This is a genomic window from Streptacidiphilus sp. EB103A (genome assembly GCF_041261405.1).
Lineage (GTDB): Bacteria > Actinomycetota > Actinomycetes > Streptomycetales > Streptomycetaceae > Streptacidiphilus.
In genome coordinates this window covers 69,244-90,058 of record NZ_JBGCAQ010000029.1, presented here as the reverse complement: position 1 = coordinate 90,058, position 20,815 = coordinate 69,244, and the positions used below count along the sequence as shown (strand labels likewise).

Annotated in this window: 25 protein-coding genes; 18 read left to right on the top strand and 7 right to left on the bottom strand. The window is 68.5% G+C overall.

Going from position 1 to position 20,815, the window contains the following annotated elements; translation table 11 throughout:
* Window positions 1-54: 54 nt before the first annotated feature.
* Window positions 55-459 (top strand): hypothetical protein, encoded by a 405-nt coding sequence (locus ABH941_RS36690; protein WP_370134907.1) that lies wholly within the window; start codon window positions 55-57, stop codon window positions 457-459.
* Between the two features lie 74 nt (window positions 460-533).
* Here the strand turns inward: ABH941_RS36690 and ABH941_RS36685 are convergent, their stop codons facing one another.
* Window positions 534-731 carry a DUF1918 domain-containing protein gene (locus ABH941_RS36685; RefSeq protein ID WP_370134904.1) on the bottom strand — a complete coding sequence of 66 codons (198 nt, stop codon included), beginning with the start codon at window positions 729-731 and terminating at the stop codon, window positions 534-536.
* Window positions 732-921: 190 nt separating this feature from the next.
* Between ABH941_RS36685 and ABH941_RS36680 the strand changes: the two genes are divergently transcribed.
* The 5 genes from ABH941_RS36680 to ABH941_RS36660 all read left to right on the top strand — a co-directional run bounded on the left by ABH941_RS36680 (window position 922) and on the right by ABH941_RS36660 (window position 3,462).
* Window positions 922-1,161: a hypothetical protein gene (locus tag ABH941_RS36680; RefSeq protein WP_370134901.1), complete on the top strand. Its 240-nt coding sequence runs from the start codon at window positions 922-924 to the stop codon at window positions 1,159-1,161.
* Entirely contained in the window at window positions 1,158-1,529 is a 372-nt protein-coding gene (locus tag ABH941_RS36675; protein ID WP_370134899.1) for a fic family toxin-antitoxin system, toxin component, read from the top strand. Before ABH941_RS36680 ends, ABH941_RS36675 begins: the two co-directional genes overlap by 4 nt.
* A 391-nt stretch (window positions 1,530-1,920) precedes the next feature.
* Window positions 1,921-2,184 carry a hypothetical protein gene (locus ABH941_RS36670; RefSeq protein WP_370134896.1) on the top strand — a complete coding sequence of 88 codons (264 nt, stop codon included), beginning with the start codon at window positions 1,921-1,923 and terminating at the stop codon, window positions 2,182-2,184.
* Window positions 2,185-2,436: 252 nt separating this feature from the next.
* Entirely contained in the window at window positions 2,437-3,024 is a 588-nt protein-coding gene (locus ABH941_RS36665; protein ID WP_370134894.1) for a hypothetical protein, read from the top strand.
* Between the two features lie 225 nt (window positions 3,025-3,249).
* Window positions 3,250-3,462 carry a hypothetical protein gene (locus tag ABH941_RS36660; protein WP_370134892.1) on the top strand — a complete coding sequence of 71 codons (213 nt, stop codon included), beginning with the start codon at window positions 3,250-3,252 and terminating at the stop codon, window positions 3,460-3,462.
* 29 nt (window positions 3,463-3,491) lie between these two features.
* Here the strand turns inward: ABH941_RS36660 and ABH941_RS36655 are convergent, their stop codons facing one another.
* Window positions 3,492-3,938 (bottom strand): hypothetical protein, encoded by a 447-nt coding sequence (locus tag ABH941_RS36655; protein WP_370134889.1) that lies wholly within the window; start codon window positions 3,936-3,938, stop codon window positions 3,492-3,494.
* A gap of 297 nt (window positions 3,939-4,235) precedes the next feature.
* Between ABH941_RS36655 and ABH941_RS36650 the strand changes: the two genes are divergently transcribed.
* The 4 genes from ABH941_RS36650 (at window position 4,236) to ABH941_RS36635 (ending at window position 7,252) form a co-directional block, all read left to right on the top strand.
* The gene (locus ABH941_RS36650) at window positions 4,236-4,616 is read left to right on the top strand and encodes a hypothetical protein (RefSeq protein WP_370134886.1); all 381 of its coding nucleotides are present in this window, start codon (window positions 4,236-4,238) and stop codon (window positions 4,614-4,616) included.
* Between the two features lie 101 nt (window positions 4,617-4,717).
* Window positions 4,718-5,581, top strand: coding sequence for a universal stress protein (locus tag ABH941_RS36645; RefSeq protein WP_370134884.1), 864 nt, complete (start codon window positions 4,718-4,720; stop codon window positions 5,579-5,581).
* 176 nt (window positions 5,582-5,757) lie between these two features.
* Window positions 5,758-6,258, top strand: a complete 501-nt coding sequence (locus ABH941_RS36640) for a hypothetical protein (protein ID WP_370134882.1) — start codon at window positions 5,758-5,760, stop codon at window positions 6,256-6,258.
* Between the two features lie 22 nt (window positions 6,259-6,280).
* The gene (locus ABH941_RS36635) at window positions 6,281-7,252 is read left to right on the top strand and encodes a peptidase (protein ID WP_370134880.1); all 972 of its coding nucleotides are present in this window, start codon (window positions 6,281-6,283) and stop codon (window positions 7,250-7,252) included.
* Between the two features lie 32 nt (window positions 7,253-7,284).
* Here the strand turns inward: ABH941_RS36635 and ABH941_RS36630 are convergent, their stop codons facing one another.
* On the bottom strand, window positions 7,285-7,647 hold the full coding sequence (locus ABH941_RS36630; protein WP_370134877.1) for a hypothetical protein: 363 nt from the start codon (window positions 7,645-7,647) through the stop codon (window positions 7,285-7,287).
* A 574-nt stretch (window positions 7,648-8,221) separates the two neighbouring features.
* Between ABH941_RS36630 and ABH941_RS36625 the strand changes: the two genes are divergently transcribed.
* Window positions 8,222-9,418 carry a glycosyltransferase family 4 protein gene (locus ABH941_RS36625; protein WP_370134875.1) on the top strand — a complete coding sequence of 399 codons (1,197 nt, stop codon included), beginning with the start codon at window positions 8,222-8,224 and terminating at the stop codon, window positions 9,416-9,418.
* A complete protein-coding gene (locus tag ABH941_RS36620; RefSeq protein ID WP_370134873.1) occupies window positions 9,415-10,548 on the top strand; it encodes a glycosyltransferase family 4 protein in 1,134 nt (377 codons plus the stop codon). The genes ABH941_RS36625 and ABH941_RS36620 overlap by 4 nt, the downstream gene beginning before the upstream one ends.
* 92 nt (window positions 10,549-10,640) lie before the next feature.
* On the opposite strand, the gene ABH941_RS36615 is transcribed toward ABH941_RS36620, so the two are convergent.
* Entirely contained in the window at window positions 10,641-13,211 is a 2,571-nt protein-coding gene (locus tag ABH941_RS36615; protein ID WP_370134870.1) for a choice-of-anchor D domain-containing protein, read from the bottom strand.
* A 514-nt stretch (window positions 13,212-13,725) separates the two neighbouring features.
* Here ABH941_RS36615 and ABH941_RS36610 point away from each other — a divergent pair.
* From ABH941_RS36610 to pqqB, 6 genes are all read left to right on the top strand, one after another.
* A complete protein-coding gene (locus tag ABH941_RS36610; RefSeq protein ID WP_370134867.1) occupies window positions 13,726-14,382 on the top strand; it encodes a hypothetical protein in 657 nt (218 codons plus the stop codon).
* 161 nt (window positions 14,383-14,543) lie between these two features.
* Window positions 14,544-14,705: a hypothetical protein gene (locus ABH941_RS36605; RefSeq protein WP_370134865.1), complete on the top strand. Its 162-nt coding sequence runs from the start codon at window positions 14,544-14,546 to the stop codon at window positions 14,703-14,705.
* 28 nt (window positions 14,706-14,733) lie between these two features.
* A complete protein-coding gene (pqqC, locus tag ABH941_RS36600; protein ID WP_370134862.1) occupies window positions 14,734-15,471 on the top strand; it encodes a pyrroloquinoline-quinone synthase PqqC in 738 nt (245 codons plus the stop codon).
* The gene (gene pqqD, locus ABH941_RS36595) at window positions 15,468-15,776 is read left to right on the top strand and encodes a pyrroloquinoline quinone biosynthesis peptide chaperone PqqD (RefSeq protein ID WP_370134859.1); all 309 of its coding nucleotides are present in this window, start codon (window positions 15,468-15,470) and stop codon (window positions 15,774-15,776) included. The genes pqqC and pqqD overlap by 4 nt, the downstream gene beginning before the upstream one ends.
* Entirely contained in the window at window positions 15,769-16,875 is a 1,107-nt protein-coding gene (gene pqqE / locus ABH941_RS36590; RefSeq protein WP_370134856.1) for a pyrroloquinoline quinone biosynthesis protein PqqE, read from the top strand. Before pqqD ends, pqqE begins: the two co-directional genes overlap by 8 nt.
* Before the next feature lie 16 nt (window positions 16,876-16,891).
* A complete protein-coding gene (gene pqqB, locus ABH941_RS36585; RefSeq protein WP_370134853.1) occupies window positions 16,892-17,791 on the top strand; it encodes a pyrroloquinoline quinone biosynthesis protein PqqB in 900 nt (299 codons plus the stop codon).
* A gap of 357 nt (window positions 17,792-18,148) precedes the next feature.
* Here pqqB and cas6e read toward each other — a convergent pair whose 3' ends face one another.
* The 3 genes from cas6e to cas7e are packed head-to-tail and all read right to left on the bottom strand — an operon-like array spanning window position 18,149 to window position 20,815.
* Window positions 18,149-18,880, bottom strand: coding sequence for a type I-E CRISPR-associated protein Cas6/Cse3/CasE (gene cas6e / locus ABH941_RS36580; RefSeq protein WP_370134850.1), 732 nt, complete (start codon window positions 18,878-18,880; stop codon window positions 18,149-18,151).
* 4 nt (window positions 18,881-18,884) lie between these two features.
* Window positions 18,885-19,589 carry a type I-E CRISPR-associated protein Cas5/CasD gene (cas5e, locus tag ABH941_RS36575; RefSeq protein ID WP_370134847.1) on the bottom strand — a complete coding sequence of 235 codons (705 nt, stop codon included), beginning with the start codon at window positions 19,587-19,589 and terminating at the stop codon, window positions 18,885-18,887.
* Window positions 19,589-20,815, bottom strand: coding sequence for a type I-E CRISPR-associated protein Cas7/Cse4/CasC (gene cas7e / locus ABH941_RS36570; RefSeq protein WP_370134845.1), 1,227 nt, complete (start codon window positions 20,813-20,815; stop codon window positions 19,589-19,591). The genes cas5e and cas7e overlap by 1 nt, the downstream gene beginning before the upstream one ends.

The window sequence follows — 20,815 nt, the reverse complement described above, 5'->3', positions numbered from 1 at the left end:
AGTGCCTCCCGCACAGGGGCGCCGGAGCCCCAACCAGCCTCAGAGGAGCTGGTCATGACCCACCCCCGTCCGGACACCCAGGACCACCACGGACACGAGCATCCGCCCCTGCCGGCCCCGTCCCACCAGGGCAGCGTCGTCCTCGACATCGGGGCCGGCACCGGCGCCCTGGTCATCCACGCCACCGCGGACGATGACGGGCTGGAGATCCACATCAGCCCCGAGGACCACCCCCACCAGCGCACCCACGCCGCCGTCCGCCCGCGCCACCTGTCCGCCCGCACCGTCTACGCCGCCGTCATCACCCCTGTCCCCGTCGGCCGCTACACCGTGTGGAAGGGCGACGACGCCAGCCACGGCACCGTCCACATCACCGACGGCGAGGTCAGCGACTACCACTGGGCCTCCCGGGCGCCGAAGGCGTCGGCAGGAAGGAAGGCGGTGGCGCAGCGACCGTAGGCCGCATCCAACGCCCACGCCCCGCGGGCCAGGGCGAGGTTGTCCTCCCCGCCCTTCAGGGCGGGGAGCGGAAGTCAGCGCCCCTCCTCCGCGATGTGACGGACGACAGTGTCGGGGCCAGGCGACATGAGCGTCTCGTGGCCGTCGTCGAACCGCACCCTGAAAGGCGGCGTTCCGTCCGGGCCCAGAACCTCGACAACCTCGGCCTGTCGGTCCTGCTGACCGACCGTGCGGCCGTGAACCAAAATGCGGTCGCCCACGCTTGCGTGCATATCAGCTGGCTCCTCTTCAGGTGGGACCGGGAGCCCAGTACCGCGTTCGGCTGCTGGGCAGTGTTGCGTACCCAACCTAATCAGATAGTGACGAATGCGTCACTCTGGGCAATGGACGCCCTGGCGTGGTCGGAGCGCGCGGGGTCGTAGATCGCTTGTAGCGTTCCGTACACCTCGCTACGCTGGGGACATGAAGCAGCTGAACGTACGTCTTGACGACGAGGTTGCCGTCGGCCTGGAGCAGCGGGCCGCGGCGGCCGGGATGACCTTGCCCGAGTACGCGCGTCGGATCCTGACCGAGGACGCGGACGAGCAGCGGGCCCGGTTCCTGACCGCGGCCGCGCACTTCTCCCAGGACTGGGGGCCAGCCTTCGAGGCGGCGTTTGGTCCCTACCCGGTTCGGGAGAAGGACGGGCGGAGCGTCGCGTGATCCTCCATGTGGATCGCGGCTGGCTGCTGGACCTCGCGCACCAGTTTCTGCCCGGGGACCCGGACGTCACCGACTTCGGCACGCTGGCCGCGGCAGTGGCCCGGCACGCGGACGCGGTGATGGACGTGCCGGTGTACGCGGAGAGCCATCACCGGGCAGCCGCGCTCATGCACCAGCTGGTGCGCGTGCCGGCGCTGGAGTTCGCGAACGAGCAGTTCGCCGCTGTCGTGGCGGCTGCCTACCTCACCGCCTCGGGAGAGGTCGTGACCGCTGAGGCCAAGGTGGCGGCCGACCTGGCCCTGCGGATCCGTGACGGCGCGGCGGATGTGCGCCAGTGCGCCGAGGCCATTCGCACCTGGTACCGATAGCGGTCGTAGGGCACGCTCAGGCCGCGTGCGCCGGCCTCCGGCGGCACCGACCGCGAGCAGTATGGCGTCGTGGCGCCCCAAGAGGTCGGCGGCGTCGACGCCGGTGCCGACGTCGACGCCGGTGTGGAAGACCGTCCCCTCGGCGCGCATCTGGTCCAGGCGCCGGTCCAGCTGGAATTTCTCCATCTTGAAGGAGGGAATGCCGTACCGCAGCAGCCCTCCCGGGCCTCGATGTTCTTGATGGTCACCGGGTCCGCATTGATCGCCAGGACGCAGCCGCTCTCACAGGGGCCGGGCACAGGTATCAGCGTCTCGTCCACCACGGACAGGGCAGCTGTCCCCGGAGGCTGCAAGGACACTACGATCACTGGATGCTGAATCGGGAGGAACCGTGACCGAGCAGGACGAGCCGAGCGAGTTCGATCCCGGCATGCTCAGCAACCGGCAGTGGGACGCCCTCGGGCAGATCCGCCGACTGGAGGACCAGGGCCTGACCGCGGCCCGCCAGATCGGCGGCCTGCACCTGGCCACCCTCAAGCCGCTCCAGGCCTGCGGCCTGCTCACCATCACCGAGCACGCCGAACGCGACCGCAAGGGCCGACGCTGGATCGCCCGCCTGACCGGCACCGGGCGCCGAGCCACCGACCCCACCTGACACTGCCCCGCCGACGTACGCCCCAGGAAGGCGCAGGCGCCAGGGCGGCCGACACCCGGGCCACGCTGTCCGGCAGGGTGCCCGAGGCGGCGCCCGGCCAGTGTTCGGCACCTGAAACGCGGCCATTCGCCAGGGCGCGCCACCCCTTCCTGCCCCTTGCGGGTTCTCTAGCATTGATTCACGTCCTGGCACATGACAGACGGTCATTCGCTGAACATATGTGTCCGCCCGGCGACTTCACAGGAGGACACCATGAATCCGCGCAGCAGGACAGCGTTGGAGTGGTTGTCGGCGGCAGCATTCGATCCCCGCGTGTGCGAGTGGCATTGGCGGCAGGACGAACTGGGGACGCAGTTGCTGCCCGCCGGACGGCTCTGGGACGTGCTCATGCTCCCCCTCCAGCCGGGCCTGCTGGTCCTGGGAGCCCTGCTGCACGGTGCTCGCAAGCCGGGTCCGGCCCTGGCCGACTTCGTCAGTGATCAGGTGGGGTTCTTCGTCCCTCCGCGCGTGATGGGGCGGTGGACGGACACCGGCAGTCGTCTCGCCGGCCCAGGGACGTGGATCGTGGTTCCCCTGCCTGGTCGTCATGTCCGCGGCATTCAGTGGCTCTGTCCCCCCGACGGCCAGGGCACCCTCAACGATCCCGAAGCACTCAAGGCGGCCATGAGGAGCACCGTGCCATCCTCCACCGGCGTGCCCGCCCAGGCCGCCTGCCATCCCTGCGACGATCCCCAGGCCTCGGGCTGGTCCGGGCCGGACAGAACTTACCTGCCGTCCCCCCGTCCGGACGGCAGAATCAGCAGCGCACCGCTCAGGACGCGCATGATGCCGTCTCGTTGAGCGTCGCCGAGTACGCGACCAGCCACGGCCACCTCGCAGGGCAGCAGCGCGACGAGCCGCAGCGAACCTGCCCGTGCGGCGGGCGGGCCACCCGTCCGGCCTACACGCCGCCCCGCAGCAGCCCCGGTGCGCTCGGGAACCAGTGGCACGGCCCGACCTGCGGTGATTGTCTGGAACCACGCACGAGCAGCCCGGTCACCGAGCTGCATTCCGGAAGGTCACCCCATGCACCAGATCCGCGCCCACCACGGGGAACACATGTGGCACGTCATGGACGATCGCGCCACCGACATGACCGTGTGCGGCCGCCGTCTGCCCACCTCCCAGGGATCGCCCGGCCACGATGCCGTCACGCGCTACTGCGAGCCCTGCCTGGAATCCATCGGCCAGGCCATGGCGAGCGCGGACAGGAGCGGCCGGGCCCCCACCGCGGACTGATCCACCCCCCAAGGCAGGCCTCTGTCTGGCTAGTCGGTCACCACGTCGAACGCCTGGTAGACGGTCGGTTCACCCATGGGCATTCCGGCTGCCTGCATCAGCGGCGCGAGCTTCTCCCCGAACTTCTGGAACGCCTCTTCGGACTCCCAGACGTCTGCCACGAACCACCCCGTGGGGCTGGGGCCGGCGGCGTGGGAGACCAGGCCGGGAACCGGCCGGTCCTTTCGGTTGCGGACCACGCCGTGCGGGATCAGCGCCGGACCCGGGACGCTCGGACGGTGCGGTCGTTCGGGCTCCATCACGAACGCGACGTCCGGATGGTCCGCCCGCCCAGCGGCTGCCATCCGGACGAAGTCCAGCGGCGCCTTCTGACGGTCGATTCGGCACACCGTACCGACCAGTGGGACTCCGGGCGGCACACCCAGATCCCGCCGGGCGGCGCTGTCGAAGTCGTCCGGGATCCAGCGCAGGTCCACTGCCGAAAGCGCTGACGGCGTTCCCGGTGCAGCCTTCCGCGAATCGGCACTCCCGGCTGTCCCGGAACTCATTCACCAGCCTCTAGATCCCTCCCCCGCAGCCGAGGAATCAACGGTTCCCGCCCGCAGGAGCTGCCGGTCCTGAAGACCGGTCCTCTCCCTCCAGGCTGTTGCTGTTCACGCCCCGGCGCACATCGAGAGCGGCCCCTCCCGACCAGCTGGTGTCGGTGATAGACGTCGAGGATCCCGGGCGTCATCGTTTCGGATATGACCCCCACGAGCCATTCCGTCCCTCACATGTATCCGATCGGCTTCGAGAACGGCGACGTGCGCGCTGTCCTACTGATCGAACAGGTAGAGGTTCTGCAGGAGCTACGGACCGCGCAGAGCAGCGCTCCCGGTCTGCTGCCCCATTCCTACCTGAGGCTCACGCCCGAGGGGCGTATCCAGGAGATGCGGGTTCTCGGGATGCCACTTCTGGAGCGCCAGCACCAGCTGGACCCGTCCGTGCGGGCCGCATTGTTCCAACATCGGGTGCTGTACGCCATGTTGACCGACCAGCAGATGCCGGACGAGTTCTCCTCAGGGAACAGCCACCCCGCCGCGTGGCTGGACGCACTCCCGATGGAGCAGAAGACGATCGGTGAGATCCCAGTGGAGATCGTCGGCATCATCTAGGCCGTGCCGCCACTCGCCCGAATGGCAGTCTGGAGCTGCAGAAACGGTCCGGGACGGATGATGATCGGTTGACCGTTCTCGTCGATCCCGCCGGAGACCCCGTGGAAGCCGACACCGCTACGCCGCGGCGCATCGTCGTGGGCGTCGACCGGTCCGACAACGCCGCGCGTGCGGCCGCCTGGGCCGCGCGGGAGGCCGTGGACCGGGGAGCGTCGCTGCAGCTGGTGCACGCGCTGCATCTCCCGGGCGCCTCGGCCATGGTCTATGAACCGCCCGGCTTCACCGCGACCCAACGCGAGACCGGGGCGAAACTGCTCCAACGCCATGCCGCCGCACTGCAGGAACTCCATCCGGACCTGACCGTCACCACCGAGCTCTCCGAACTCGAGGCCCCCGAGACGCTGGTGGCCCTGAGCAGCGGCGCGGAGCTCGTTGTCGTCGGAACGCGCGGGCACGGAGGCTTCGCCGGGATGCTGCTCGGGTCGGTCAGCCTGAAACTGGCGACCCACGCCCACAGCCCCGCCGTCGTCGTACGGGGCGAGGATCCCGTGGCACCGGTCCAGGAGATCGTGCTGGGCGTCGAGCCGAACGAGGTCCAGGCGCCGATCCGGTTCGCGTTCGAGTCGGCCGCGAAGCTCGGCATCCCGGTGCGCGCCGTACGCGCATGGCAGGCGCACCCCGGGTTCGGCGGCCACGCCGATCCGACCGAGCGGGAGAACCGGGAATCGGACGAGGTCGACGCCCTCCTCCAGGACTTCCGCCGGGAGTACCCGGATGTCGCGGTATCGAGGAGCATCGCGCACGGCAACGCCGTTCCGGTCCTGATCGAAGCGGCCCGCGGATCACGCCTGCTGGTCGTCGGAGCGCACCGGCACCACGGCCCCCTGTCGGTCGGCGCGGGCTACGTCGTACACGGCCTCCTGTCGCACGCACCGACGCCCGTCGCGGTCGTGCCGGCCAGCTGACCGACCGCCGCATCCAGAGGCGACTGTTGGGCACACCGAACGGACCCATATACAGCAATTTGACTTGGCCATGAGGTAGATGTTGATCACTGAATGGGTCCGACACACCCTGCCCCGAGGCTGCGAGGAGAGCGCTCATGCGTATGCGGTACGTAGTTCCCGTAGTGGCGGCATTGATGAGTGCCACCGTCACCGCGCCGGCTCACGCCGCGCCGGTCGACACCACCACGACGTTCAACGTTTCGGGAGGCGCTCTGGGGATCACGGTGCCCAGCACAGCAAGCCTTGGCGCCGGTGCGCCGGGTACTTCGATCTCCGCACAGCTCGGCACCGTGCAGGTCATCGACGGTCGGGCCCTGCTCACGGCCGGGTGGACGGCCTCGGTGTCGTCCACCAGTTTCACCACTGGCGGGGCCACCACCGCGGAGACCGTTCCGAGCACTGCCGTGTCGTACTGGTCGGGTACGGCGACCGCGAGCACCGGGGTCGGGGTGTTCACTCCGGGCCAGGCCACCGCGGCGTTGGCGCAGACCCTGAATGTCTCTCGTACCGCGTTCACTCTGACTGCGGGCACAGGGAACAACACCGCGACCTGGAACCCCACCCTCGTCGTCGCGCTGCCCGCCGCCGCGGTCGTCGGCACCTACACCGGGACGGTGGCCCATTCGGTGGCGTAGTCGAGTGTGCCCGCTCGGCGCGATGACGGTGCTGCTCACCTTCATGTACGCCCCGGGCGCCACGGCCGGGGGCAGCGAGCCCGCGGGCAGCATCGGCATCCGGCTGCTGGAAGCCCCCGTCAGCCGCCAGGCGGACCCGCGTGCACGCGCCTACATCATCGACCATCTCGCGCCCGGCGCGGTCATCCACCGCAGACTTGAGGTCACCAACACTTCGGATACGGTGCAAAGTGTCGGGCTGTATGCGGGGGCGGCCAGGATCGAGGACGGCACGTTCACCTTCGCTCCGGACCGCACCGCGAATGAGCTGACCGGTTGGGTGCGTATTGACGCTGCCAGGCGCGAGGTCCCCGCTCACGGCAGCGCGCGGATCGAGGCCACCATCACCGTGCCGCGGGCCGCGTGGCGCGGCGAGCGGTACGCCGTCATCTGGGCGCAGGACAACGGCGCGCCGGACTCGGTGGGCAACATCCGGATGGTCAACCGGGTCGGAGTGCGCGTCTACCTCGACGTCGGACCCGGTGGCGAACGCCCCTCCGACTTCCGGATCATCGACATGGTCGCTGCGCGCGCCGCCGACGGGACGCCCGAGGTCCTCGCGGGGGTCCACAACACCGGCGGGCGCGCCCTGGACATGAGCGGGTCCCTTTCGCTGAGCGACGGGCCCGGATCCCTCAGCGCCGGCCCGTTCCCCGCGAACCTGGGCACGACACTGGGCATCAACGACACCGAACACGTCACCTTGCCCCTGGACAAGCACCTGCCGGACGGGCCTTGGACAGCCCACCTCACTCTGACCAGCGGACTGGTCCGGCATGCCGTCACCGCCGCCCTGACCTTCCCTCACAGTGTCGGCGCACAGGGACCGGTCAGAGCAGGCCCCGCAGCCGGCAGCCGGGCCGCGGTGCTGGGAACGGCCGCCGCGGCCGCCGCCGTACTCGTCGGCTCTCTCGTGTACCGCAGGGGGCGCCGCAGATCGGCCCGCCCTTCGTAGTCGCGGGCATCGACCTTCTCCCCTGTGCTGCGTCAGGCGCTCCGAACCGACCCGCTGTCGGAGCAGAGGCATCCCTGGGCGCTGTCCGATCCCGGACTGCGGCCTCGATCACAAACTTCCGGGCCATCATCGCGGAGCCAGAAATGAACGGCGGGGTCCTGGTCGAGTTGATAGGTAGTCATCTTTTCCACGCACATCACGTAGGCGATGCGCAGCCATTCCTCGTGGGCCTGTTCGAGGCCGCGAATGACGGCCTGATCCTGCTGGTTGCCGCTGGACCAGGAGCGTAGGCGCTCGTGAATCCGGGCCACTTCGACGGCCCTCGCGACTTGCTCTCGCGTCATTCCAACCGCCTTGCGGCGAATCGCTTCGTGGACTGAGATGCAGGTGTCCATGTCAGTTCAATTTCCCGAATTTCTACGACCCAAGACGCGGATCTTTTGGAGGGCGACGCGCAGTGAAAATGCGAGCCTGTCGGCAGCCGGACTACGGGACGGCCGAATGCATGGGTTTGCCAGCCTTGCCATCGCGGCCGAGACGGCAACAGCGACGAGCAAGGTGCCGTGCGGTGAAGTCCTCCCGGCCAGCAGTTCAGAGACCATCATGGCCGTGCTCCGTCGCCACGTGCCATCCTTGTACTCAGTAGTCGAAAAATCATAATAGCGGCCATTTCAGCTGGAGCTTCCCTTGTGCATTGGACTCCGGATTTTGACCGAGCGCCACAATGCGACCGGAATCCTAGCACGCCATTCGGCACTGATTACGCCGCCCAAAAACCACTCTCGAGTGCTCCGTGGTGAGGAATTTAACCGAGCGCTCCGGTCATCGAAATACAGAATGAAACCCGCCTGTCACATATTCCGAGGGGCGGAACAATGATGAGCCCAATCGGGGTGGGGAATTTCGCGATCGCCGATGCACGCGGGCGGGGCAACATCGGGATGTCCGAAAAATCATCACACTGGAGACATGTCCCTTGCTGTGGCTCCATCCCGCCGTCTGCGAGTAGCGCTCGTGCACAGCTTCTACGGTTCTGCCAGTCCCAGCGGGGAGAACCAGGCAGTCCTCGACAGTGTGCGTGCCCTACGACGGGCAGGACACATCGTGTCCATGGTGGAGGCTCACACGGACGGCCAGCAGGAACGGCCCCTGTATTCAGCGCGCGCCGGCCTCAGCGTGGCCACCGGCCGGGGGCGCTCGCCGGCCGCGGTGCTGCGGCGTCTTCGTCCGGATGTCGTCCATGTCCACAACCTCTTCCCCAACTTCGGTCGTTCCTGGGCGAGTTCGTGGGACGGCCCGCTCGTGGCCACCGTGCACAACTACCGACCCCTGTGTGCCGCCGCCACGCTCTACCGCGAGGGCGCCGTATGCACTCGTTGCCCGGACGGCGATCGTTGGGCCGGGGTGCGCCACAGCTGCTACCGGGGCTCGAGTCTCGCCACGCTGCCGCTCGCCCTGGCCGGCCGGCAAGGAGCGGCCGCGGATCCGCTGCTGCGGCGCGCCGACCGGGTGGTCGTGCTCTCCCAACAGAGCAGAGAGCTGTACGTCCGCGCGGGATTGCCTGCTGACCGACTGGCACTGGTGCCCAACTTCGTCTCATCCCCCGGCGCGTGCGATCACACCGCGGAGGATCGCACCAGATGGGTCTACGTAGGGCGGCTCAGTCCGGAGAAGGGCATCCTGGAACTCCTGAGCAGCTGGCCACAGAGCGAACCGCTCGATGTGGTCGGCGAAGGCGACCTCCTGCAGGCGTGCCGCCAAGCCGCTCCGCCATCGGTGCGCTTCCTGGGCGCACTCGAACGGCACGAGGTACGCCGGAGACTGCCCTCCTGGGGGGGCCTGGTCTTCCCGAGTCGTTGTTTCGAAGGAGCCCCACTGGTCTACCCGGAGGCGCTCGCCGCCGGCCTTCCCGTCCTCGCGTGGCCCGGCTCCTCGGTCAGCCAGGCGGTCCGGGAGCACGGAACCGGCCTGGTGATGCAACCGGACGCGCAGCTCGCGTCCGCACTCGCCGAGGCACGACTCGCCGTGACCACGCTGCGTCAGCGCTGTCGTGAGGTGTATGAAGCCGAGTACAGCGAGCCGCGATGGCTCCACCGCATGCTGCGTCTCTACCAGGACGCGGCCGAGCACTGGGCCATGCGGAGGCGCACGGGGACCGGCGCATGAGCACGAACCGACCGCGCCGCGTGCTCATCGTCCAGCCGTATGTCCCGCAGTACCGAGTGCCCTTCTTCCAGGGCCTTGCCGCCGCCTTGACCGATCACAACGTCGAGCCCACGGTGGTGCACGGTGGCCCCACCGACGAATGGGCCCCACGGGGCGACGCCGTGGCACTCGACGGGGCTGTCCAGCTACGGCAGCGCCTGTTCCGTCTTGGTTCCCGTACAGTCGTCTGGCGTGACCTGGGGGCGCTCGCGTCCCGCGCCGACGTCGTGGTGCTGGAGCAGGCTCTGCACAACCTCGACTCCTACCCGCTGCTGCTCAGTTCCCGGTCCGCACCCGCCGTCGCACTGTGGGGACACGGCCGAACCTACGACAGAACCACTGGGGCACTGACCCGTGCGGTGAAACGCGGCCTGACTCGCCGGGCCGACTGGTTCTTCGCCTACACCCAGGGCGGTGCCGACCACCTGGCGGCCGATGGGTTCCCGACCAGCCGTATCACCGTCGTGAACAACGCCACCGATACCGGCTCTCTCCAGGCGGCCCGGGAAAGGGTCACCTCCGAACAGAGGGCGAGGTTCGCCGCAGACCACGGCCTGGTCCCCGAGCGGACCGTGCTGTACCTGGGCAGGCTCGACGGCCCGAAGAGGATCCCCTTCCTGATGCAGGCGGTGCAGCATGCGGCCCGGCTGCTTCCCGGTTTCACCTTGCTGGTCGCAGGAGACGGTCCGCACCGGCCCATGGTCCAGTCGGCGGCCGCGCGATACAAGAACATCGTCTATCTCGGACCAGTCTTCGGAGACCAGCGGGCGCTGCTGGGCGCCGTGTCGCGCCTGATGCTGATGCCCGGACTTGTCGGTCTGTGCGCAGTCGACTCCTTCGCGCTGCGCACACCGCTGGTGACCACCCGCTGGCCCCTCCACAGCCCCGAGTTCGAGTACCTGCGGCACGGGCACAACTCCCTGATCATTGACGGAGGAGCGCAGAAGTACGCGGAGGGAGTCGTGGCTGCGCTCTCCAACCCGGACCTGCTGGAGCGGCTGCGCCAGGGCTGTGCGGCCGACGCGGGTCGCTACACGATTCAGCACATGAGCCGCCAATTCGCCGAAGGGATCCTGCGGATGTGTGTGTGATGACCCTCAGCGGGGTCGGGGACACCACCCGATCGGCTCGGCCTGGGACGGCGGAGCCGATCGGGTGGTGTCGCGTGCGTGCGCGGCGTCCGCTATCGCTTGGCGTGCGCGGACGCCGACGGCCGCACCCCGGTGCCGGTGAGGAGCTCGTTCTGAGGTCCTCGGCCGTCGTCCGAGGCGATCTGGTAGGTGCCGGTGGCTGTGCCGGCGCGCTCGGGCCGGAAGGTCACGGACTGGTGGACGACTTCGCCGGCGGCCAGGACCTGGCCTTCACTGATGGGGTTGCTGGTGATGAAGGGGCCGGCGGGTGGGGCGGCCTTGCTGATCGTCAGCGGGACGTTGCCCTCGTTGGCGATGTCGAAGGTCTTGGTGAGGGACTTTCCGACTGGAACCTTCCCGAAGTCGGTATGTGTGGGGGTGATCGTCAACCGTCCTTGACCGGAGGCGGCGTTGCCGGTCAGCGGTACTGTCGCGGAGCCACCGGCTCCGGAGATGGTCAGCGAGGAGCTGTTGGTCCCAGCACTTGTGGGCGCGTAGGTCACTTGGACGGTGAACGAGTTGCCCGGGGCCAGGGTGGTACCGACTGCCGGTAGGCCGGACACGCTGAACGGCGGGCACGGGAGAGTTGTTCCCGAGACCGTCTCAGGGGTCGTGCCGGTGTTGGTGATGGTGGTTCCCAGGGTCTGGGAGGTGCCCGTCGTCAGCGTGCCGAAGGCGAGCGACGGCGGTGATGCCGAGAATCCGGACCGTGTGCCGTTGCCGGAGAGATCCACGCCGATGGGGCCGAGGTTGGTGTGAAAAGTCACCGCCCCCGCGGTTCTGCCCGGCGTCGTTGGAGCGAATGACACCGGAACCGACAGCCTCTGACCGGCGCTCAGCGTCCTGGGCAGGCTGCCCGTGGACTGAGCGGTGGCGAACGGCGCGCCCTGTGGCACGCTGACCGAGGTGACCGTGACCGGCCGGGTCGCGGTCACGGTCACCGTGGCGTTCTTCACGGCACCGACTGACACGTCGCCGAACCCGACCGGGTTGCTCAGCAAGGCGGCTTGAGTGGGTCGGCCGAAGGCGAGCAGGTGGCCGTCGCGGGTGCCGACGTAGACCCGGCCGCCGTCGGTGGCCGGTACCGCGAACTTGGAGGCCGTACCGATCGGGGCCGAGAAGCGCAGCCGCATGGTGCCGTTGACGGGCACCGCGTCGTAGGCGCGCAGCTGCGCCCTGGTTCCGTTGGACCCGCTGGCGTACTCCGACCACACCAGGGCGGATCCCGAGGTGGTTCCCGTCGAGGTGACCACCGGGGAACCGGAGGTGTAGCCGAACGACTCCCTGCTGGTCGCTGCGCTGCTGAGGGTCGGCAGGCCGTCGCCGGTGGTGCCGTACGTGAACGCTCGCAGGGGGCCGCGACTGCCCACCATGTAGACGTAGCCGCCGTCTCCGCCCCAGACGCCGGGGTGTCCCCACACGCCGCTGAAGGGACCGAAGGTGCCGAGCACCTTGTCGGAGCCGTGGGGCCCCTGACCGCGGCCGCCGAGATCGTCCCGATCCAGGAGGAAGACTCTGCCGTCCTTCCCGACTTCGACCATCAGATGCGGATGAGCTGCGTTGCCGAAGGCGGGGGAAGGCAGGCCCACCGGGCCTCCGGAGCCGAGGTCGGTGTCGCGCTTGTCGAGGGCTTCCGCGTTGGAGGGGCTGAAGAAATCCCGCGCCTCGAGGGTGCCGTTGCCGGTCACCTCCAACCGGACGACCGATTCTGCGAGTTCGCCCGGCGGGCGCGATCCCGGGCCCGGCGCAGGCGAGGCACCGTTGCCTGTGGACAGGAAGATCCTGCCGGGCCCGTCGGACACCAGGCCCCCGCCGCTCATCCAGACGCCGGCTTCGCCATTGCCGGAGGACCTCTCCGTGGACCACAGCGTGAGCCCGCGGGTCGAGGTGTTGATCCCCATCACGTAACCCACGTAGGGGCCGTGATCACAGTTGGAGGCGAAGCCGGCGTAGATCGATCCGCCCATCAGGAGCAGCCCGGGTCGCTGCATGGCAGTGAGCGAATTGAACGCGTGCTGGGGGTCGTTGACGGGGGCTCCGTGCACCTGGACCGGCCAGCCTCTGCGCTCACCTCCGGTGGCGGCGTCGATCGCGTGGACGTACCAGTGGGGGTGGTTCGCGTTGGGGCCGTCGTTCTTCTTGGCGATGAGGTAGACGGTGCCGCTGGCTGCGTCGTAGACCGGTGTCGAGGTCACCCCGATATTGGGTACCAGGTCGCCGCATCCGCTGACGGAGGCAGGCCAGGGACTGCCCAGCGACCGGGACCAGGTGACCCTTCCACTGGTGGCGTTGATACCTACTGCGTTGTTGTTCTCCGTGGCGACGACGACCGTCGACCCTGCGATCACCGGTTGCGCGTACACCGATCCGTCGACCTTCGTCGAGAACAGTCGGTGGAAGTCCGCGCTGGACACCTGCGCTGGAGTGAGCCCCGGTTCATTGGGGTCCCAACCCGTGCGCAGGGGATCGACCGAGATCGTCGACTCGTCGGCGTGAGCTGGTGTGGCGGTGAGCACGGGGGTGGCCAGAGCGGCGGTTCCCAGCACCAGCGAGGCTGCGGCCAGAGCGGCGGTGGAGCGGAATCGGAGAGGGATCGGCCGGCGGCGACCCTCGAAGGAAGGCATGCGAAAGGACTGCATCCACACATCCAGTCAGGTGAGTGAGGGTCAGAAGTTCCTCTTGGAACCGCCATTGTTCAAACTGCGCCGGGAAACACACGCCGATTGAGTGCGACCGCGCTGGCACTCACTCCAAAGGGATGGCCCAGGTGGACAGTTGCGCCCAATTGGACCGCAACTGTCGGAGTGGCGTCCGGTCGAAATCAGAGATTTTCCCCACTCGGTCGCCCAGAAATGATGGAGGAGGAATGGCAACCGCTTAGCCATTTTGGGTGTGACTCACCAGTGGGGGGTTATCCGGCGTGGAGTCCTGAGACAATCATCTGCAAGCCGGACGCCAACCCGCCGACAACTTCAGCCCCTGCCGGAGCCATGACTTGAGCGAACGAGGGCGATTTCCGGGCGGGTTCCGAATGCCGGCCTGAATGACCTGAGTCAGAGGCTTTGGAGTCCGGTGCCGCCACCTGTACACATCGGACGCGCTGCGCGCCCGATGCCGAGAATTGGAGCAAACCCCTTCATGACGCAGGAATCCTGCCGCGCCCGACGCACCCTGGCCGCGTTGGCGACGATCGTCATCGGCTCCGCGGCACCTCTCGTCGCCATCGCGACACCCGCCTTCGCGGACCCCACGGGTCCCGTCCTGAGCGTCATGAAGACCCACGACGGGGACTTCACCCGCGGACGCACCGGGATCTACACCATCACCGTGTCCAATGCCGCAGGAGCCAGCCCGACCGATGCCACTCCGGTCACGGTCGCTGATGTCCTGCCCACCGGCCTCACCGCCACAGGTCTTGACGGGGGACCCAGTTGGACCTGCTCTCTGGGCACCCTGTCCTGCACCCGCACCGACGTGCTCAACCCCGGGCAGAGCTATGCACCCATCACGCTGACGGTCGATGTGGCGCCGAGCGCCCCGGAGGAGGTCACGAACACGGCCACGATCAGCGGAGGGGGCGCGCCGAACGCCTCCGCGTACGACAACACCCGCATCAGCTCCGCGAGCCGCCCCGGTGGACCGATCATCGTCAATGTCTACGTCGACTCCCGCAACACCAATGCCTTGAGCGGCAGCGTGGTTGCCACAGTGAAGAACCGCATCGAGGGCAACGGCCACCACCCTCGGATGCACAGGGGAGCCCACAGGGTCCACCACCACAGGCCCCAGCACTGACTTCGGGCACCGAGTGACGTTCGGTGGGGGCGGGTTCGTCCGCTCCCACCACCTCGCGGCGCCGTCGGAGCTCAGCGTCCCGCGTGAGCCGACCCCACGTGCGAACGCACTCCCCCGCGTTTACGGTGACTCAAGGAAATCCATCGACAAAGGAAGAACCCATGGGATCAACATTGATGGTGACGACCGTCGGCGCGCCCGTTGAAGGCGACGACACGCACGCTGACAACCGCGATCCGCTGGTCGTGCGAGAGTGGTTCACGCCCTCGCTCGACGGCTTCGACACAGCTGCTGAGGTCACCAACTATTCGGCTCGCCGATAGGTCCGATCGTTGAGAAGAAGGGCGATTGATGCGTACTGCGGCCACTGAGTGGGACCCGGTAGAGTTCACAGCTCGGTTGTGGGCGTGCCGTCAGCGGTACTGGGACACGCACCCGTTCCATGTGCGGATGCATCAGGGAGCCCTGGACAAGGCTGCGGTGCAGGCCTGGGTGGCAAACCGGTGGTACTACCAGAAGAGCCTCCCCGCCAAGAATGCTGCGATCGTTTCGAATTGCCCGATCCCGGAAGTACGGCGTCACTGGCTGCCACGCATCGCCTTCCAGGACGGGGGCACCGGAACCGAGGGCGGCTTGTCGGACTGGCTGATCCTGGCAGAGGCGGTCGGGTTGAGCCGGGAGGAGGTTCTCGACGAGCGGCACGTTCTGCCCGGAGTGCGGTTCGCGGTCGACTCCTACGTGACCTTTGCGCGAACGCGCCCGTGGATCCAGTCGGTGGCGGCGTCACTCACCGAACTGTTCTCTCCGGACCTCATGCTCGACCGGGTGGCCGTCTTCCGCCGGCACTACCCGTGGATTGCCGCTGAGGGCAGCGCGTACTTCGAGAACCGGATCGAGCAGGTGTCCATCGACTCCGCCTACACCCTGGACCTGGTGGTCGCGCACTGCGTGGGACGGGAACAGCAGGAGGCTGCGCTGGCGGCCCTGGCGTTCAAATGCGATGTCCTGTGGCACATCCTCGATTCGATCGAGCACGGGGCGTCGTGCCAGGAGCATGAGCCCCGGTACACCGAGGGATCCATGGCATGAGGGACCTGGCCGTCGCGAGCATCGATGTCGTAGGACCGCGACTGTGCCGCGGGGTCCGCCTCGCCTACGACAGGGTTCGCGATGCACACGTGCTGCTGTCTCCGGAGAGCGTGCTGGTGCTCAACGAGACTGCCGCAGCGATCGTGGCTCGCTGCGACGGCGCGACTCCGGTCGCGGCGATCGTCGCCGGCCTCGGCGCCGCATACCGCGGGGTCCGCAGCGAGGAGGTGAGCGACGTGCTCACGTCGCTGGTCAACCGGTACCTCATCGACGAAGGCACTGTGCCGGGGCGACCGGGTGAGTGACACGGCGCAGGAGGTCGGCCCTCCACTGGGGCTGGTCGCCGAACTGACCTACAGGTGTCCTCTGCGCTGTCCGTACTGTTCGAATCCCGTCGAATTCGCAGCCTACCGACCGGAGCTGACCGACGACCAATGGCGGGGCGTCCTGGACCAGGCACGTGAACTGGGCGTGCTGCAGGTGCACTTCTCCGGAGGGGAACCGCTGGTCCGGCCCGGACTGGCTGCTCTGGTGCAGCATGCCGCGGCACAGGGCATGTACACCAATCTCGTCACGAGCGGGGTCCCACAGGGGGCAGGCGCGATGGATGCCCTCGCCGCCGCCGGCCTGGAGCACGTCCAACTCAGTATCCAGGACGCTGACGCGGCACGGTCCGACGCTGTCGCAGGGACCACGTCCTTCCACCACAAGCTCGCCGCCGCCCAGGCGGTGCGGCGCCTGGGACTGCCGTTGACGGTGAACGTCGTCCTGCACCGGGCGAATATCGAACGCGCCACGGAGATCGTGGAACTGGCGGTTCGGCTTGGAGCCGACCGGCTGGAACTGGCGAACGCGCAGTACTACGGTTGGGCGCTGCGCAACCGGGCTGCGCTGCTTCCCAGTCGCGAGCAGATCGTCAGGCTGGAGCCTGTGGTGGCTGCGGCCCGGCGACGTCATCCACGCCTCGAGATCCTCTACGTTCTTCCCGACTACTTCGAGGAGACGCCCAAGCCCTGCATGCACGGATGGGGCAGCCAGCAACTCACGGTCGCACCCAACGGCGACGTCCTCCCGTGCGCCGGGGCGGCGCAGATCCCGGGCCTGGGCATCGAGAACGTCCGCGAGCGTTCACTGGCGGCGATCTGGTATTCCTCCAGGGCGTTCAACCGGTTCCGCGGAACGCGGTGGATGCCCCAGCCCTGCGCCGCCTGCCCCCGCAAGCACATCGACTTCGGCGGCTGCCGCTGTCAGGCGTTCCAGCTCACCGGGGACGCGGCCGCCACCGACCCGGTGTGCCGGCTCTCCCCGCACCATGACGCCCTCACCGCCCTGCTGGTCCCCGATGCCGCGCAGCTGGGCGATCAGACGCTACGACCGAGAATCGCCCCCCGCCCCTCTCGCTAGAGACCAGGTGACCGACATGCGTGTACGCATCTTGGGTACGGCCGCCGGCGGCGGCGCGCCCCAGTGGAACTGTGCGTGCAACCCGTGCGCGCGCCTGCGCGGCCTTGGCTCGTCGGCCTGGCGAACCCAGGATTCCATCGCCGTCACCGACGGACACAGCGGCTGGTACCTCATCAATGCCTCACCCGACCTGCGAACGCAGATTCTCCGCACGGACGAACTCGCCCCCGGCCCCGCGCCCCGGCAGACACCGATCCGCGGGGTGCTGCTCACCGACGCTGAACTCGACCACACCATGGGCCTGGTTGCCCTGCGCGAAGCCACGGCGCTGGACGTGTACGCCACTGCTCCGGTGCTCGATGCCCTGAACACGGGATTCCCGCTGCGAAGACTGCTCCAGCCCTATGAGGGGGCCTGGACCTGGACTGCGACGGCGCCCGGCACGCCGCTGCGCCTCGGTGGCCACCTGTCCGTGACCACAATCGCCCTGGGCACCAAGCGCCCCCGCTATGCGGCAGCGCCACCCGACGATGCGCCTTGGGTGGTCGGCTACCGCGTGGAGGACCTGCGCACCGGAGGAGCCCTGGTCTACGCCCCGTGCCTGGCGGCGTGGACGCGCGACCTCGACGACGCCTGCGTCGGCGCCGACTACCTGATCATCGACGGCACCTTCTACTACGACGACGAGATGACGCGGGCCACTGGTCGCGGCGCGAGCGCCCTCAGCATGGGTCACATGCCCATCGCAGGACCCGGCGGCAGCCTGGAACACGCACGTGAGCACGGGGGGATGCGCGTGCTGTACACGCACCTCAACAACACCAACCCCCTGGTGTGTGCCGCATCCCCGGAGCACGCAGTGATCGAGGCCACCGGTGCGGCGGTCGCCTCCGAAAGGATGATCTTGACGTGCTGATCGGCGGGGTGGACGGCGGCTCATCCCCACACATGCGGGGCGGACTCTGGACCAGGCTGGCATGACCGTAAGGAGCAGGACTCATCCCCGCGGATGCGGGGTGGAGCTCAGCACGATGTCCAACAAGATCTCGCGAACGGACTCATCCCCACGTGTGCGGGGTGGAGACACGACCGACTCCCCACGTGTGCGGGGTGGAGACACGACCGACGTAGTGCGGCGACGCGTTCGGAGGCTCATCCCCGCGGATGCAGGGTGGAGTGCGTCTCTGCTGTCGGAACCTGCTGGTTCGAGGACTCATCCCTGTGCGTACAGGGTGGAGTTGCCAAGGTTGCCGGGCCGGCATGGCTGCTGGACTCATCCCCGTGCGTACAGGGCGGAGGCGTGTCGGTCGGCGCGGCCGTCTGTGGGACCTGGGTTCTGGGTGAGATGCGCGAGGGCCAGGAGTCCGCAGCCGTATGCCTTGCCCGGGCCGATACCGACGGCGGCCAGGGCCCGAAGTTCGTCGGGGTCACGGATGGTCAGGACTCCGCTGTAGGAGACCTGGTTGTGGGTGATCGTTCGCGGGCCGTGCTTGTTCTCGAGCTCGTAGACGTCGTCGCGCGAGGTGCTCTGCCACCCGGACCGCTTGCCGTGCGGTAGTACGACGAGCGTGTCGATGGCGCAGGCCCCCTCGGTACGACGGGTGAGCCATGCTGTCTGTGCGTCGGGGTCCAGCAGCGGGAGCCTGGTCCCTCGTTCGCGTCCTGGGAAGCCGCCCGGGGAGGTCCGTGTGGGTGCGGCGATGAGGCGGAACCGCAGCTTCTGGCCGGCCCGCAGCCCGGCGTGGAAGGCGGTGATGTCCTTGACTGTGGGACGGATGCCCAGATTGGGGTTGGCACGCTCCCAGTCGGGGGGACTGGCGGACTGAATGAGCAGGACCGGTTCCTGGTGTGCTGGGGCGTTGAGGTGGTGGAGGACCTGGTTCTCGGCGCGGGTTCCGGCAAAGGGAGTCAGAGCGAATGCGTGTGCGGCCTGGGAGTTCCGCAGGATGGTGGCGGTCCAGCGGCGGCGGGGGTCGAGGACAATCCGGGAGAGGTACAGCGACATCGCTTCACCTTCCGAGTTCGTAGGGGTCACCGCCGGAGAACGGTGCGGCGCCGGGTTGGGGGGAGTGCAGGGGCGTCGGGATCGAGGTCGTCCTGGTGCGCCGGCCCGTGTAGGTGCGCCGGCCCGGAGCGAAACTGACGGGTTGATCGGCGGTCAGACAGGGGCCGGCCGGGTCTTCGCCGATGATGCGCAGGAGTGCGGGTGCGCGCAGGCGCCCCTGGTAGGGGAAGCCGGCGAGAGCCGTGACGGGATCCTGTTCGGTGGTCGTGACGTAGATCGGTGCTGCGGGCGGGCAGGACTTCCGGCCGAGGAACAGCCCGTAGGCGGGGCGGGTCAGCGCGATGGCGCAGTCCTCGATCAGGGCGGTGTTCTCCCCTCCCACGGCGACGGTGAACACCGCGTCCGCGAGGTACTGACGGCGGGAGAGCTTGGGCTGACCGACGGTCACTTTTCCCGAGGCGGAGTACCAGCCGTCGATGCCGACGATCTGGAAGTCGTGGAGGATTTCTCCGGGTTGGTCCACGCGCACCGCGCAGCGCAATGCGGCCAGGTCGAGGATGTCCGCCTCGCGGGGACGGCCGAGAGCGGCGGCCAGGAGGCCGATGATCCCGGACTTGGTGGGGTGCAGGTCTGTGGCGCGCTGCTCGAACATGCTGGAGGAGCCCCATGCCTGCATGGGTCCGTCCAAACGCAGGAGGAGAGTCGGCATCAGGGTCCCGTGTGCAGAACGGCGCGGGCGGCGGCGGTGGTGAGGTGGTCGCGGATGGGCAGGGCCTGGCCGGGCAGACCTGGTTCGGTGATCGCGTCGGGCTCCCCGCTCCAGGTGTGCCAGGCGGCGATGACGCCCTGATGCCCCCAGCTGCGCCCCAGGGTGTCCCAGTGTCGGGCCAGCGCACGGGCGGAGGCGATGATGAGGTCGCTGCCGTAGTCGGCGCGCACCGGTCGGGAGAAGCCGTTGGCCAGGGACAACGGCTGGTCCTCGCGCAGTACGGTCAGAACCAGGGATGGGCGGGTCCAGGGAGCCGTGGAGGTCTGCTTGGCGGTTGGCATGGCGCTGACCGAAGCGGTCAGGGCCGCGTTGACGGTCGCTTCGATGATCTTGTCGTCGTGGGCGAGGTTCTTGCCGAGCTGCCCGAGCTGAAGGCTGTGGTAGCGGTAGAACACCGCTGAGGTCAGGCTCGCGGTGTCCAGGAACCCGGTCGCGGCCTCGCCCGGGGCGGCGTGGTCGTCGACGGCGGTGAAGTAGTCGAGGTCGTCGACGATGGCGTTGGTGCCGATCGCATGGGCGACATGGAGTGCACCGTCCACCCCTGCCTCCGGCGCCTGGGCCATCATGCGGCCGAACAGTGCGATGTCGGCCGCCTTGGTGGCGTCCAGGCGGCGTAGGGCATCCTTGCCCAACTCGCGGAACTCCGCAGGACAGTCCGCCTTGCGTTCCTTCTTCGACCTCCTCGCGGCCGCCTTGGACTCCCCGTCGTCTCCTGAGGGCCAGATGGTGTGATCGGGCACCGCGACCGCGAGGAGCTCGTCAGCGCGCTCGTGCACACGCTCGGCGATCGACCGGACCTCCTGGTCGGAGATCAGCAGCAGGACGTTCGACTGCTTCAGTGCCGCCTTGGCGGGATCGGTGTCCAGGAGCCCTGCGCCCCAGACGGTGTTGACGGCCAACGCGTGCGCGTCCGCTGCGCTGTGGCCCAGATCAGCGAGGGCGGCGGTCAGCAGGGTGGGGATCTTCCGGGTCCGCGATGAGAGGTTCTGCGCCGGGATCAGTCCGGCGTCGCCGAAGTGGATGCGCATGGCTCGCTTGGCGGACTGGGATGACCAGCGGACCCGTTTGGCTCCGCCGAAGTGCGCCGTCTTGGGCTGGCCGTCCTCGTCCCGGTTGATCAGCGATGGGGGAAGCTGGTGGAGCATGTGGATCTCGAGGGTGGGCAC